10 protein-coding genes are annotated in these 15,183 nt (G+C 59.6%); 5 read left to right on the forward strand and 5 right to left on the reverse strand.

Annotated elements, in window-relative coordinates:
• Positions 1–71 precede the first annotated feature (71 nt).
• Complete coding sequence (gene mutS, locus JAO77_RS19830) at positions 72–2,729, reverse strand: DNA mismatch repair protein MutS (protein ID WP_198992420.1); 2,658 nt, start codon at positions 2,727–2,729, stop codon at positions 72–74.
• Positions 2,730–2,969: 240 nt separating this feature from the next.
• Here mutS and JAO77_RS19835 point away from each other — a divergent pair, with 240 nt between their 5' ends.
• From JAO77_RS19835 to JAO77_RS19845, 3 genes are all read left to right on the forward strand, one after another.
• Positions 2,970–3,506 (forward strand): RNA methyltransferase, encoded by a 537-nt coding sequence (locus tag JAO77_RS19835; protein ID WP_198992185.1) that lies wholly within the window; start codon positions 2,970–2,972, stop codon positions 3,504–3,506.
• Between the two features lie 132 nt (positions 3,507–3,638).
• Positions 3,639–6,452: a M36 family metallopeptidase gene (locus tag JAO77_RS19840; RefSeq protein ID WP_198992186.1), complete on the forward strand. Its 2,814-nt coding sequence runs from the start codon at positions 3,639–3,641 to the stop codon at positions 6,450–6,452.
• 78 nt (positions 6,453–6,530) lie between these two features.
• Positions 6,531–6,956, forward strand: coding sequence for a hypothetical protein (locus JAO77_RS19845; RefSeq protein ID WP_198992187.1), 426 nt, complete (start codon positions 6,531–6,533; stop codon positions 6,954–6,956).
• A gap of 79 nt (positions 6,957–7,035) precedes the next feature.
• On the opposite strand, the gene JAO77_RS19850 is transcribed toward JAO77_RS19845, so the two are convergent.
• Positions 7,036–7,812 (reverse strand): TerC family protein, encoded by a 777-nt coding sequence (locus tag JAO77_RS19850; RefSeq protein ID WP_198992188.1) that lies wholly within the window; start codon positions 7,810–7,812, stop codon positions 7,036–7,038.
• A 238-nt stretch (positions 7,813–8,050) separates the two neighbouring features.
• Positions 8,051–8,539, reverse strand: coding sequence for a YajQ family cyclic di-GMP-binding protein (locus tag JAO77_RS19855; protein WP_198992189.1), 489 nt, complete (start codon positions 8,537–8,539; stop codon positions 8,051–8,053).
• Positions 8,540–8,671: 132 nt separating this feature from the next.
• Between JAO77_RS19855 and JAO77_RS19860 the strand changes: the two genes are divergently transcribed.
• Complete coding sequence (locus tag JAO77_RS19860; RefSeq protein WP_198992190.1) at positions 8,672–9,151, forward strand: PaaI family thioesterase; 480 nt, start codon at positions 8,672–8,674, stop codon at positions 9,149–9,151.
• Between the two features lie 85 nt (positions 9,152–9,236).
• Here JAO77_RS19860 and JAO77_RS19865 read toward each other — a convergent pair whose 3' ends face one another.
• Positions 9,237–10,337 carry an NYN domain-containing protein gene (locus JAO77_RS19865; RefSeq protein ID WP_198992191.1) on the reverse strand — a complete coding sequence of 367 codons (1,101 nt, stop codon included), beginning with the start codon at positions 10,335–10,337 and terminating at the stop codon, positions 9,237–9,239.
• Between the two features lie 231 nt (positions 10,338–10,568).
• Positions 10,569–11,309, reverse strand: coding sequence for a metal-dependent hydrolase (locus tag JAO77_RS19870; RefSeq protein ID WP_198992192.1), 741 nt, complete (start codon positions 11,307–11,309; stop codon positions 10,569–10,571).
• A 379-nt stretch (positions 11,310–11,688) separates the two neighbouring features.
• Between JAO77_RS19870 and mfd the strand changes: the two genes are divergently transcribed.
• Entirely contained in the window at positions 11,689–15,165 is a 3,477-nt protein-coding gene (gene mfd, locus JAO77_RS19875; protein WP_198992193.1) for a transcription-repair coupling factor, read from the forward strand.
• Positions 15,166–15,183 lie beyond the last annotated feature (18 nt).

Genomic DNA, 15,183 nt, shown 5'->3' on the forward strand with positions numbered 1-15,183 from the left:
ACCCCACCCCCGGCCCCTCTCCCTCCGGGAGAGGGGCCGGGGGTGGGGTCATGCGCTCGCTATGACTCGCCTTACACCAAGCCCTTCAACTCCTGCAGCTTCAGCAGCGCCTCGATGGGTGTTAGCGTATTGATATCCAACGTCTGCATCAGCTCACGTAGCTGCTCTAGCTTCGGGTCGCCGGGCTCGAACATGCTGAGCTGGAGCGTGGGCCGCGTGGCCATAGCGGTAGTGGCGCGGGGCCGCGGCTGGGCCGACCTAGGTGCCTCGTCGAGGCCCACGAGCACGTCGTCGAAGTCGGTGGGCGCGGTGGGGTCCACGGCGTCGGGCACGCCGGTTTGGGTGCGCTCCTGCTCTAGGTGGTGCATGATTTCGTTGGCGCGCAGCACCACGGCGGGCGGCATGCCCGCCATGCGCGCCACGTGGATGCCGAAGCTGTGCTCGGAGCCGCCCGGCCGTAGCTTGCGCAAGAACAGCACACGACCATCGGCCTCTTGCACGGCCACGTTGTAGTTGCGCACCCTAGGGCAGTCGTCGGCAAGCTGATTGAGCTCGTGGTAGTGAGTGGCAAACAGCGTTTTGGCGCGCGCCTTGGGCGTGTTATGCAAGTGCTCCACAATGGCCCACGCAATGCTGATGCCGTCGTAGGTACTGGTGCCGCGCCCGATTTCGTCCATCAGCACCAGGCTGCGGTCCGAGAGGTTGTTGAGGATGCTGGCCGTTTCGGTCATCTCCACCATGAAGGTGCTTTCGCCTTTGCTCAGGTTGTCGGAAGCACCTACGCGGGTAAAAATCTTATCAATAATCCCGATGGTCGCCGCGTCGGCGGGCACAAATGAACCCACCTGTGCTAGCAGCACAATGAGTGCCGTTTGGCGCAGCAGCGCCGACTTACCGGCCATGTTAGGGCCGGTTATCACCACGATTTGCTGCTCGTCCTGGTTGAGGCAGATGTCGTTGGGAATGTAGCTCTCACCGGGCAGCAGCCCGCGCTCAATCACCGGGTGGCGGCCTGCCTTGATGTCGAGCGTCGGCCCGTCGTTTACCACTGGCTGCACGTAGCGGTGCTGCCGCGCCGTGGCCGCAAACGAGGCCAGGCAGTCGAGCACGCCCACGGCGCGGGCGTTCTGCTGCACTTGGCTCACGAAGTCAAGCGCCGCTAGCACAACCTCTTGGTAGATACGGGCTTCGATAACAAACAATTGCTCCTCGGCGTTGAGAATCTTTTCCTCGTAGGTCTTCAGTTCCTCGGTCACGTAGCGCTCGGCGTTCACCAGCGTTTGCTTGCGAATCCACTCGGCGGGCACCTTGCTTTTGTGAGCGTTACTTACTTCAAGGTAGTAGCCAAACACCTTGTTATAAGCCACTTTCAACGACGTAATGCCGGTAGCCGCTTGCTCGCGCTGCTGCATTTTGAGCAAGAAGTCCTTGCCCGAGAAGGCCAGCGCCCGTAGCTCGTCGAGCTCAGCATCTACGCCGTCCATAATCACGTGGCCTTGGTTGGTGAGCAGCGGCGCATCGGGCCGGATTTTCGCTTGAATTTCGGCCCGCAGCGTGGTGCAAGGATTGAGCTGGTCGGCCAGCTTTTCCAGGGCGCGCACGCCCGAGGCGGCCAGCTTTTCGCGCAGCGGCGCAATGCTTTCCAGCGCCCGCGCCAGCTGCAACAGCTCCCTAGGGTTCACACGGCGCACGGCCACTTTCGAGATGAGGCGCTCTAAGTCGTTGATGGGGCGCAGCTGGGTTTGCACTGCTTCGAGCAGTTCGGGGTCGGCCACCAAGGCGGCCACCGTATCGAGCCGCCGCTGAATCTGGCTTACTTCCTTGAGGGGCAGCACCACCCACTTGCGCAGTAGGCGGGCGCCCATCGGCGTCAGGGTCTGGTCGAGTATCTCGATGAGCGGCACGCCGCCGGGGTGCTGGGCCTGCACCAGCTCTAGGTTGCGCACCGTGAAGCGGTCGAGCCACACGTACTTATCTTCTTCGAGCCGGCCTAGGCTAGCTACGTGCTGAATATCCGTATGCTTAGTCTCGGCGAGGTAGTGCAAGATGCAGCCCGCCGCAATGACGCCCTCCCGGATGGCATCGACGCCGAAGCCCTTGAGCGAGGTAGTACGGAAGTGCCGCGTGAGGGTATCGTGGGCGTAGTCGTGGCCAAATACCCACTCATCGAGCGCATAGGTGCAGAAATCGGGACCGAAGTGTTCGTCGAAGTCACGGCGGCTTTTCTTGCAAAACAGCACTTCGGCAGGCCGGAAGTTTTGCAGCAGCTTCCCTAGGTAGTCTACCGTGCCCTGCGCCACCAAAAACTCGCCGGTGCTGATATCCAGAAACGAGATGCCCGCCTCGGTTTTGCCGAAGTGCACGGCGGCGAGGTAGTTGTTTTGGCGGCGCTCCAGGGTGTTGTCGTGCAGACTTACGCCGGGCGTCACGAGCTCCGTGATGCCCCTCTTTACTAATCCCTTGGCTTGTTTGGGGTCTTCAAGCTGGTCGCAGATAGCCACGCGCTGGCCGGCGCGCACCAGCTTGGGCAGGTAGTTGTCGAGGGCGTGGTGCGGAAAGCCCGCCAGCGCCACCTCGCTGGCCGTGCCAGCCCCGCGCTTGGTAAGCGTAATGTCTAAGATGCGGGCCGCCGTCACGGCGTCTTCGCCAAAAGTTTCGTAGAAGTCGCCCACCCGAAACAGCAGTACCGCGCCGGGGTGCTGCTGCTTGAGCTGGTAATATTGGCGCATGAGCGGCGTATCGGCCACCGCGTCGGGCTTGATATGGTCGGGCCCCAGCGACTTAATAGCGAATTTGGAGGACTGGGCGGCGGGGGCAGAAGCAGTAGACACAGAGCGGAGCGCGACCTTTGGGGTTCGCGTTTTTGTAAAAGCTAACAAATTGGTCGGCACTTCCCGCCAGCAAAAGCTGGGCAAGGGGTGCCGGAACTAAAAACCCTTATTGCGAACGACAAAGTTCGCGCTACTTCTATGCGCAAACTCACCATGCAGGAACTCAACCGCCTGCCCGTGGCCGATTTCAAAGCTACGCCCAAAAGCCCGGTCGTTTTGGTGCTTGATAATGTGCGCTCTTTGCACAACGTAGGCGCTGTATTCCGCACCGCCGACGCCTTTGCCCTCGAGCATATTTACCTCTGCGGCGTCACGGGCCGGCCGCCCCACCGCGAAATCACGAAGACGGCCCTAGGTAGCACCGAGTCGGTGGCCTGGACGCACACGCCCACCACCCTAGAGGCCGCCCAACAGCTACAAGCCGCTGGCTACCAGCTCGTGGCTGTGGAGCAAACTACCGGTTCGGTACTGCTACCACAGTTCCAGCCCGCCCTAGGTAGGCCACTGGCCCTAGTGCTGGGCAATGAGGTATTTGGCGTCGACGATGAGGTGCTCACCCTTTGCGATGCTGCCGTGGAGATTCCGCAGCTCGGCACCAAGCACTCGCTCAACGTGAGTGTGGCGGCTGGGGTAGTCCTCTGGGACGTGCTCAGCAAGCTGGCGGTGTTTCAGTAAAGTGGGTACCCTACCTAAGTAAAAAGCCTCTGCGGAGGCGCCTTACCGCCCAGATAAAGCAGTAGGGATATTGTGCAAAATACGGTTATCTTTGGACACTACCCCTCTTAGTCTTCACCTCTACCCTCTTCTATGTCATTGTCCTTTACTTCGTTGGACTGCCGAACCCTTGTCCTGGCCGCGGCGCTGGTGGCCCCCAGTTGGGCGGCGGCGCAGCAGCCGGCTCCCACCCCGGCCCTGTCGGCCTTTGCGGCCCGGGCCAAAGCGCAGGGCCTGAGCTCGGCCGACGTAGCCAGCCCACTCGTCACGAGCACTACGGTCGACGCCAACACGGGCATCACGCACACTTATCTGCAGCAGCGGGTTAATGGCCTCGTGGTATTCAACGCCACCGGGGCTGTGCACACCGACAAAGAGGGGAAGGTTCTATTTGCTATTCAAGACTTTGTGCCCGACGCCGCCAAGCTGGCGCCATCGCCCACTCCTACCCTCACGCCCGAGCAGGCCGTGACGGCCGCGGCTGTGGCCTTGGGCCTGCCCCGGCCGGTGGGCCTGCACCTGCTCAACGAGGCCCGCGTGGCCGATGGCCTGGTGTACAACAACGGCGGCATTTCGGAAACCGACATTCCGGTGCGCCTGCTGTATGCGCGCGTCAATGGCAAGCTGGTGCTGGCCTGGAACGTGACCATTGCGCAGCTCGACCAGCAGCACTACTGGAATGCCCGCGTGGATGCCCAAACCGGCCGGCTGGTTGACAAGAACGACTACACTGTGAGCGAGCAGGCCACCTTTGGCCAGTATACGCAGCGTGCGCAGCACCAGCAGCAGCAAGCATTGGCGTTTAGCAACGTAGAAGCCCCGGCAGCTACCTTCGAGCCCACCGGCACTACGGCCGCCAATAGCCTGACGGCTTTTCCGTTTCCGCTCGAAAACCCGAAGGAGGGCGCTCGGCAAGCGGTGCCGCTGGCCGCTGTAGGCTCGGCCTACTCGCCCTACGGCTGGCAGGTGTCGCAGGCGCCCAACGGCACGTTTGCCGATACGTATTCGTATTTGAGCACCAACAAGTACCTGACGCGTGGCAACAACGTGGCCGCCTACGACGACAACAGCAGCACCTCCAGCGGCGCCAGCACGGCCAATTTTAATTCATCAACGACCTCGCCCGACGGAAGCGCGACGCTGGACTTTGATTTTCCGTTTGACCAGGCTGCGGGCGCCCGCAACAACCTAAGCGCGGCCACCACCAACTTGTTCTACGTGAACAACATGGTGCACGACGTAATGCTGGCGCACGGCTTCGACGAGGTCTCCGGCAACTTTCAGTACAAGAACGCTACCACCAGCGGCCGGGCCCTCGACCCTGTGCGGGCCGAAGCCCAGGATGGTGCTGGCCGCAACAACGCCAACTTCTCGACGCCCCTCGACGGTAGCATGCCCACCATGCAGATGTACCTGTGGGACAACGTATCGAGCGCGCTCACTATCACGGCACCTAGCACGGTGGCTGGCAGCTACGCCTTTGGCACTGCCAGCTTTGGCCCGAGCATCTCGTCGCTGCCCAACGGTCTGTGCGGCAACATTGTCCCCGTCAATGATGGCGTGTCGGCCGATGATGGCATTCACTCGTGCGCGGCGCCTACTAACGCGGCGGCCCTCGCCGGCAACATTGCCCTCATCATGCGTGGCGGCTGCACGGCCCCGGCCTCCAATAACTTCTCTGATAAAGTGAAGTTTGCCCAGGCCGCCGGTGCTATTGGCGCCATCATCTACGACTCGGACCCCAACAGCACTGCCCCTATCGGCCTAGGGGGTACCGATGCCACCGTCACCATCCCGGCCATTGGCATCAGTGGGGTGCTCGGCACACGCCTTAAAGCTGCCCTCACGGGGGGCACGGTGGGCGTAGGCTGCGCCAAAGTCACGACTTTCGCCGACTGGGATGGCTCCTTCGACAATGGCATTATTGCCCACGAGTACGGCCACGGCATCAGCAACCGCCTCACGGGCACGCCCTACAACTCAGCGAGCTGCGCCACTCAGACCTACAACAACGGTGACTCTTACACCCAGGTCATGGGCGAGGGCTGGAGCGACTTCTTCGCCCTCTGGATGACGACCAAGCCCGGCGATGATGGCAGCGCTATTCGGTACCTAGGTTACTATGTGAAAGGTGGTACTAACGCGGCCGGCCCAGGTATTCGCACCAAGCCTTACTCCACCAACTTCACGCGCAACAACCTGACCTACGGCGCCATTATAACGCCGACAGCCACAAATACTTTTCCGTACCAAGAGTCGCACTCGCTGGGCGAAATCTGGGCCGAAACGCTGTGGGATTTGAACTGGCAGTTCATTTATAAGTACGGCTACAACAGCGACCTCTACGGCAGCACGGGCGGCAACAATAAGGCGCTGCGCCTGGTGCTAGATGCTTGCAAGATTCAGGCTTGCAACCCAGGCTTCCTGCAAGGCCGCGATGCCATTTTGCGCGCCGACTCGCTCACCAACCGCGGGGCCAACTCCGACCTTATCTGGAACGTGTTTGCGCGCCGGGGCATGGGCTACAGCGCCAAGGCCGGTGACCGCCTCAATGGCCTGCCCGTGTTCACGGGCATTGCCGAAGCCTTCGACCTACCAGCTCGCGCCAACGTGGTAGTGCTGGCCAACCAAAACAGCGCCGTGGTGAGCAGCGCCCTCGAAGCCTTCCCCAACCCGGCCCAAGACCGGCTCACGGTGCGCACGCAGCTTAGCAGCACCACCCCCATGCACGTGACGGTAGTAGACCTGCTCGGCAAAACCGTGCTGGCGCCCGCTACGGTGCCCGTGGCCCAAATGCAGCAGCGCGGCGTGGAGCTGAACACCAGCCACCTCGCCCCCGGCATCTACGTGGTGCGCGTGAGCACCACCAGCGGCACCTACACTACCAAAGTGACCATTCAGCGCTAAGCAACCCAGGGTTCGTGGTGCACCTAAAAAAAGCTCGGCTTCGGCCGGGCTTTTTTTAGGGCCGTATGCAAGTGGGCTATGTCTACACCCACGCCCCTCCCCCGTCCCGATGCTGCCCTGCTAACCCTGCGCCCTCACGTAGATGGCCAGCCGCCCGCCATTCCTACCCCCACCACCGTTGCCGACTTTCAGCACCAGGTGCTGCGCCCGCTGCTCAAGCTGCAGCACACGATGCTGCTGGCCACCGTGGCCGATGTAGCCCTCGACTACCGCCTGCCCCTAGGTGCCTCCGAAGCCACCCTGCGCCCCGCCCTCACCGAGCTGCTCACGCGCAACGTGCGCCTGCGCGCCACGCTCACAGGCCTAGTCTGCGGCCTCTTCACCCAAGAAGAATTGGCCTTTTACCGCCAGCACCGCAACGAGCTGAATCGCCGCCTGCTCGACCTAGCCGAGCAGCGCGTACTAAGCAGCTTGTCCGAGCTGTCGGCTGGCCCCACACAATAGCGCATCGCCCCACCTAGGGCCACAAAAAACCCCACCGGGTCGCTTGGTCCGGTGGGATTTCAGCTAGGGTACCTAGGGGCTAGTCGTAGCGCGAATCGCGCAGCTGCACCGGCACGGCTTTCGATTTCTTGCGCAGGCGCATATTCAGCAGCTCCACTATCAGCGAGAAGGCCATGGCGAAGTAGAGGTAGCCTTTTTCGATTTCCTTGTGGGCGGCCTCCATCACCAGCATAAAGCCAATCATGATGAGGAACGAGAGCGCCAACATCTTGATAGTGGGATTTTTATTCACGAAGTTGGCCACTACGCCACTGAAGGCCAGCATCACGCCCATGGCGCAGATAACGGCGGCTATCATCACCAGCACGTTGTCGACCAGGCCCACGGCGGTGAGGATGGAATCGAAGCTAAAGACGATGTCGATGATAATGATTTGGAAGATTATCTGGGGCAGCGTGGCCTTGCCTTTACCCGCCGCATTCTCGTCTTCCTCCTCGCCTTGCAGCTTGGTATGAATCTCGGTGGTGCTCTTGTACATCAAGAACAGGCCGCCCGTTAGCAAAATCAGGTCGCGCCCGCTTACCGGGAAGGGCTCATCGAGCCACGGTAGCGGCAGGGTAAACAGTGCCGAGCGCAACCCTACTATCCAGGAGATACTCAGCAGCAAGCCGATGCGGAACAGCAGCGCTAGCAGCAGGCCAATGGTACGCCCCCGCGTCTGCTGGTCTTCGGGCAAGCGGTTGACGGTGATAGAGATAAAAATGATATTATCTATCCCCAGCACAATCTCCATCAGCGTGAGGGTGAGCAAGCTAACCCAAGCCGCAGCATGGGTAAAAGCGGAAAAGTCGTACATAGACCGCAGATTATAACGGATTTAACGGATTTCGCAGATACGCCCGCCTCTGGCGGGCTGACTAGGCGGATGTAATTCAGCGAACTACCTCACTCGACTCCTAGCTCGATTTGGTAAGTAAGCAATTATATAAAAAACAAGTCTTGCTAGCAGCTAAAACGGCAAAACAAACCACACAGTCAGCCCGGCGCAGCCGGGCGTATCTGCGAAATCCGTTAAATCCGTTATAATCTGCGGTCTATTTCATGTTGACAAACTGCAGCGGCTGACCGTTGTCGGTGCGACGCAGGAGGGCGATAACGGCTTGCAGGTCGTCTATTTTCTTGCTGGTGACCCGAATCTGGTCGTCCTGCATTTGGGCCTCAACCTTGATTTTGCTATCCTTTATCGTCTTGATGATTTTGCGGCCCGCTTCTTTGTCCACTCCAGCGCGCACCTTGATGGTTTTCTTCACTAGGTTGCCGCTAGGCTGCTCCTCGGCCGTAAAGTCGAGCGCCGTGCCGTCGATACCTTGCTTCACTATCCGAGCCAACAAGATGTCTTCCAGCGCCTTAATCCGCATCGAGTTTTCGGAGCTGAGCAAAATGGTGTTTGCTTTCTTGTCTAGCTCCATGCCGCCCTTGGTGTCGCGGAGGTCGTAGCGGGTGGCTAGCTCTTTCTTGGCCGTATTCACGGCGTTTTCCAGCGTTTGAGGGTCTACTTTGCTGACGATGTCGAAGGAAGGCATGACGATAACTGAGGAAGCACGCAGTTGCCTGAGCCGCTGCATGAATTTTGGGTAAAGGTAAGTGGGTTTAGCCTGGCCAAGTGCATCTAGCGGCACCTAGGCGGTGGGCTTTCTACGTTAGTTTGCATTACGATGTCCATCCACCCCTTCCCCGAGTGGCCCGCCCTGGTAGCGGGCTACAACCGCATTAATGCCTACGGCCAAGCCAATGGCATGACACTGAGCGTACCCGCACCCGGCCAAGCCGAATACCGCATGGTCATTAAACCCGAACACCTTTCGTCGCCGGGCGTGGCGCACGGCGGCGTGCTGGCCGGCCTCATGGATGCCGTGCTCGGGGCCGCGGCCCTCACGCTGGCCTTCACCACGGGCGAGCTGGTATCGACGGTCGAGTTCAAAATCAACTTCTTGCACCCCGTGCGCCTCGGCGACGAACTGCGCGCCACTGCTCAGGTCGACCACGCGGGCAAGTCGCTGGTGGTGTGCAGTGGCACTATTTACTGCCAAGAAGCCGGCAAGCCCGGCGACAGAGTCGTGGCTCAGGGCCTAGGCACCTTCAACCGCTACCCGGCCGGCAAGCGCCTCGGCGAGCTGGGCGCCCTGCTTCCCTAGGTAGCCCCCGAGCGGCGCGGGCTACCAAAGAGAGAGGGCCCAAAGCTTGCGCCCCGGGCCCTCTCTTACTAAAAAACAGTGTACCCTAGAGCGTAGCGCTGAGGGCCTGGCCTACCGAAGCAGGCTCGTAGTCAGCATCTTCGTCGCCAGTCAGGTTGGGGGCGGCCACTTTGCGCACGTTGCGGGCGCAGTCTTCGTCGCGGTGGTTGCGGCCCACCGTAAACTCTACCCAGTCACCTTCGCGTAGGTCGTTGAAGTCACCTTCCGACAAGTCGGCGTACGAGAAAAACAGGTTATTGGGCGGCATTACTACGAAGCCAAAACCATTCTTCAGGTTTTTGATAGTGCTGATGCCTACCGTGCCTACCGGGCCAGCCGCCGTGGGGCCGCTAGTGCGAATGACGCGCGGCGCGGCAGCCGCAGTTGCTGCTGTAGGCGCAGCGCCAGCGCTGGGGGCAGCAGCAGGGGCTGGTGCCGGGGTGCTGCTGTAGCTAAAGCCAGCCGTAGAAGGCGCAAAGGCCGCGGGCTCGCTTTGCGTTACGAACATGTTCTCTACCACTTCGTCTTGCTCCTGCAAGCCGCGGTCGATGACGGCGTGCATAGCCACCGGGTAGGTAGCCTGCTCCAGCAGGTGCTGCGAGGCGCGCGTCACGCGGGTTTCGCCCTTAAAGTCTTCGTATTTGAAATCCCAGTTCAGCAGCATCACGCGGGTACCCACGGTGTTGAGCTTACGGATGAGGGGCACATAATCGGAGTCGCCAGCGATAAGCACTACCACATCAAGGGTTTTGTGCAGCGCCATTTCGAGGGCTTCGAGGCTCAGCCACACGTCGATGCCTTTTTCCTGCAGGCGGCCGTCGCGGGTTTTGAGGGGCATGTAGTGCGTGCACACCCCTAGGTTCATCAGAATATCGTCGAGCAGGCGGTCGTGGAACAAACGGTCCTTGTCGCGGGCTTCGGTAGCAGAAAGGCGGCCCCGGAAGAAATGAGCGGTAGTTACTTGCGCCAGGCGCACATCAACATCTTCTTCCTCAGCTACTTGGTGGCGGATAAATTCGTGCAGGCCTTCGAGGCTAATGCGGGCCTTGCGCTCGTGCTGGAAATAATAATAATCGCTAATCTTAAGAAAATAATTGCCGTCGTAAAAAACGCCGACCCGGATGAGGGGGCTATTCATCTGGTTCATAAAAATTGGGGTATTAAGTGGGGGGTAGAGAATTATTGATGCAGAGCAGGATAAATTGTTGACGGCTTCGAAACAGCGCAAGCAACTAACTATAAATCAGATAATAATGATTAGCCTACAGCCAAAACTTGACTGCACTCTATAGTTCACGTTAGATTACTTTCGCTCCAGCCGGCCACTCGTTCCAACGCGAAACTAATAGGTTACCCCGATAACCGCAACTCTTAGCGCTTAAAACCCTAGGTGACCGACTACTAAGCCCAGCACCAGCAGGCCATACCCCAGGCAAATGGCGGCTTCCATCACATTGCCAGATTTGGACCCGGTGCTCAGCAGCGGAATTTTAAAACTGAAGTCGGTGAGCGGCAGCAGCCAGCGCACGCCAGATTTTGTAAGCGTATCAGCCAGAAGATGAGACGCATATCCAGCACCCGCAAAATAGGCTATGCCGTGCCACCCTAGGCTGCGATTGGCCAGGTCGCCGATATAGGTCCAAAGTGCGGCGGCCCAAATTGTATGTGTCCAAGAACGGTGCGACGTAAATGGCGCCAGCGCGATAAAAGTACCGAGTAAACTTAGCCATAAAAATTGTGCATAAAGTCCTATCAGCACAGTGCCCAAACCGGTGAACAGTAACGCCAGGCGCCGGGCCGAGCCGCCCTGCAAGGCCACCCCCAGCAGCCCAAAAGCCAATGCGGCGGTGTAGCTCAGGCGCTGGTCGGGGCCCGGCCGCAATTGGAAGTAGGCGTAGGCGGCCAGCGCTAATGCTACGCCCCCAAACGCCCAGCGCACATAGCCATGCGTGAAGCCCAAACGCTTACTCAGGCGGCTTTCAGGGTGGTCGAGGTCGGGGGCAAGGGCAGAGAAGCCAGCTAGCGCAATACCGGGCAGCGAGAAGGGAATACCGGGCACGAGGCCCGCAATAGCCACGCCCGTAATGAGGCCAATGGCCAAGTGAGCAGAACCGCGCAATTATCTAACAGTGTATAATTTATAATTTTTAAAGAGACTCTTTGCGAGCCAAGGGGCTTAGGTCTGTGTGACGGCCCTAGCCTTGCCATCGGGCACTTAGGGTATAGCTTAATTCCCTTTCTTAGGCTTTCAACTTGCCGCTACAGTGACTAGCACATTTACTAAAAATTGTGGCTTTAATTACATTTTAGGTATTAAACGGAAGGCTTAGGACACTACTTTAAGAAGATTGTGGTTAGCAAAAACAGCCATTACTAATAATTTTGGTCTAAGGTACGGCAGAAACCTTCGGGCTGCCGTAGCAGTATTCTCGCAGTTGCCCGACCGGGATAGTCCCTGGCCGGGCTAGCCGCTTTTAGTTGTTTGATAGCCCTATCCTGTGCAAGTAGCTGATTTTCTCCGCTTATACCGCCTCGACGCCGAAATCCAAACCCTCAGCGCCCGCCTGCTGGCGGCCTACAAGCCCGCCGATGCGGCCCGCCCGGCCGACGACGCGGCCCGGGGCGGCGAGCTGCGCCTGCACTTGCGCGGCTTAGTAGGCTCGCAAGATGCGGTAGTGGTGGCCGCCGCGGCTCACCACGCGCACCCCAACGTATTCATTTTGCACGACAAGGACGAGGCCGCGCTCTTTATGGCCGACCTGCGCCACCTGCTGCCCGATGGGCCGGAGGCGCTGCTTTTCCCGAGCTCATACAAGCGGCCGTATGAGTTTGACGAAACGGAAAATGCCAACGTGCTCATGCGGGCTGAGGTGCTTAACCAGCTCAACGCCAGCCGGCAAGCCAACGTGGCGGCCCTAGGGGTGGCTCCGCTCATCGTGACCTATCCGGAGGCGCTGAGCGAGAAGGTTATCAACCGCCAAAGCTTGGTACAGAACACCTTCTCAGCCAAGGTGGGCGATAAGCTGGACGTAAATTTCCTAGGTGAGTTGCTGGGGCAGTACGACTTCGAGAAGTCCGACTTTGTGTATGAGGCGGGGCAATACGCGGTGCGCGGCGGTATCGTGGACGTGTTTAGTTACGCCAATGAGCTGCCGTACCGCCTAGAGCTGTTTGGCGACGAGATTGAAAGCATCCGCACCTTCAACCCCGAAACGCAGTTGTCGGTGGAGCCACGCACGTCGGTGAGCATCATCCCGAACGTGCAAACCAAGCTGCTGCAAGAGCGGCGCGAGTCGTTTCTGGAGTTTTTGCCCCGCACGAGCTGCCTATGGGTGAAGGACATGCGCCAGACCCTGGACGTGGTGACCGAGCTGTTTGACAAGGCTGAGAGCAACTTCCAACGCTTGCTGGAAGAAGCTGGCGGCATGCAGATAGTATCGAAGCCGGGCGACTTGTTTGAGGCGGGCAAGAGTTTGAAAAAGTGCCTAGACGAGTACGCGATTGTGGAATTTGGCAAGCGGTTTTACTTCAAGAACGCGCAGGAATTTCAGTTTACGGCCAAGCCGCAGCCGAGCTTCAACAAGGACTTTGAGCGGCTGCTGAAGAATATTCGGGAAAACAAGACGCGTGACTTCACGACCATTATCGCGGCCGACTCGGTGCGACAGGCCGACCGGCTGCGCACGATTTTCGACGAACTGGACCCCAACGTACAGTTTCAGCACTTGCTTATCGCCTTGCGCGAAGGATACGTGGATGAGCAGTTAGGTCTAGCAGTATATACTGACCACCAGTTGTTTGAGCGCTATTACCGAGCGCAGGAAACGCGCAAGTTCTCAAAGAAGAAGGCGCTGACCCTGCGCGAGCTGAAGACCTTGCAGCCGGGCGATTACGTGACGCACCAGGACTACGGTATTGCGCGCTTTGCGGGACTAACCCAGATTGAGATTGGCGGGCACGTGCAGGAGGCCATCCGACTAGTGTACCGCGACGACGACGTGCTGACGGTGAGCATTCACGCGCTGCACAAAATTGCGAAGTACAGTGGGGCTGAGGGCTCGCCGCCCACCATGAGCAAGCTGGGCTCGCCGGAGTGGGAGAACAAGAAAAAGTCGGTTAAGAAGAAGGTCAAGGATATTGCCGCCGACCTTATCCGACTGTATGCCAAGCGTAAGAGCGCACCAGGTTTCGCGTTTCCGAAAGACGACTTTTTGCAGGCCGAGCTAGAGTCGAGCTTCATCTACGAGGACACGCCCGACCAAGCTAAGGCTACCGAAGACGTGAAGCAGGACATGCAGCAGCCGCACCCCATGGACCGGCTGGTCTGCGGCGACGTGGGCTTTGGCAAGACAGAAATTGCCATTCGGGCGGCGTTTAAGGCGGCCGCGGGCGGCAAGCAGGTAGCGGTGCTGGTGCCCACGACCATCCTGGCCATGCAGCACTACAAAACCTTCCGCGACCGCCTGGCCAACCTGCCCGTGACGGTGGAGTACATCAACCGCTTCAAGACGACCAAGCAAGTGAAGGAAACGATGGAGCGCGTGGCGGCGGGCAAAACCGACATTCTCATCGGCACGCACGCGCTTACCAACAAGAAGCTGCAATTCAAGGACCTAGGGCTTTTGATTATTGACGAAGAGCAGAAATTCGGTGTCAAGACCAAGGACAAGCTCAAGGAAATCAAGGTGAACGTGGACACGCTCACGCTCTCGGCCACCCCGATACCGCGCACGCTACACTTTTCCCTGATGGGGGCCCGCGACCTGAGCGTGATTGCCACGCCGCCGCCCAACCGCCAGCCGGTGCAAACTGAGCTACACGTATTTGACGAAACCATTGTGCGCGACGCCATTGCGCGGGAGCTGAAGCGCGGCGGGCAGGCCTTTTTTGTGCACAACCGCATCACCGACATCATGGAAATGGCCGCTACCATCTTGCGGCTGGTACCCAACGCCCGTGTGGCCGTAGCCCACGGCCAGATGGAAGGCGAGGAGCTCGAAAAGCGCATGATGAAGTTTATGGAAGGCGAGTACGACGTGCTGGTCGCCACTAACATCATCGAGAGCGGGCTGGATATTCCGAACGCTAACACCATCATTATCAACCGCGCGCACCTCACCGGCCTCAGCGACCTGCACCAGATGCGCGGTCGCGTGGGCCGCTCGAACCGCAAGGCCTACTGCTACCTGCTGACGCCGCCCGTGGCCAACCTGCCCGCCGACGCCCGCAAGCGCCTGAACACCTTGGAGGAATTTTCGGACCTAGGGGCCGGCTTCAACGTGGCCATGCGCGACTTGGACATCCGGGGTGCGGGCAACCTGCTGGGCGGCGAGCAATCGGGCTTTATCAACGACCTAGGGTACGAGGCCTACCACCAAGTGCTCGACGAGGCCGTGCAAGAGCTGAAAGAGACCGAGTTCCGCGACCTGTTTTTGGGTGAGGGCACAGCTGGCACCAGCCAGCAGCGCCTGCAGCACGCGGCCGGCGCCCTCAATAGCGGGCCCAAGGAAACGCAGATTGAAACGGACCTGCCAGTGCTCATACCGAACACCTACGTGAATAACGTATCGGAGCGCTTGCAGCTGTACGCCAAGCTCGACCGGGCGCAAAAGCCTGAGGAGCTCAAGAAGCTGGTAGACAGTATCGTGGACCGCTTCGGCCCGCTGCCCGAGCAAGTGCAGGTGTTGGTAGACGTGGTGAAGCTGCGCTGGCTGGCCAGCAAGCTGGGCATCGAAAAGGTGACGCTGAAACGCGAAACCCTGCGCGCCTACCTGCCCGCCGGGCCGGGCACCGAGGCCTACTTCCAGGGTGAGCGGTTTGGGCGCATTCTCAACTTTGTGCAAACCCACCCGCGCACGGCCCGCATGAAGGAGCAGAAAGACAAGCTGCAAGTGAGCATCGACGGCATCCGGAGCGTGCAAATGGCCCAGCAGCTACTGGTAGAGCTAGGAGCTGAGGAGGCGGTAGCAGCCTAGGCAGCATCAGCTTACAAA

This window comes from Hymenobacter sp. BT559 (genome assembly GCF_016427535.1).
Taxonomy (GTDB): Bacteria; Bacteroidota; Bacteroidia; order Cytophagales; family Hymenobacteraceae; genus Hymenobacter.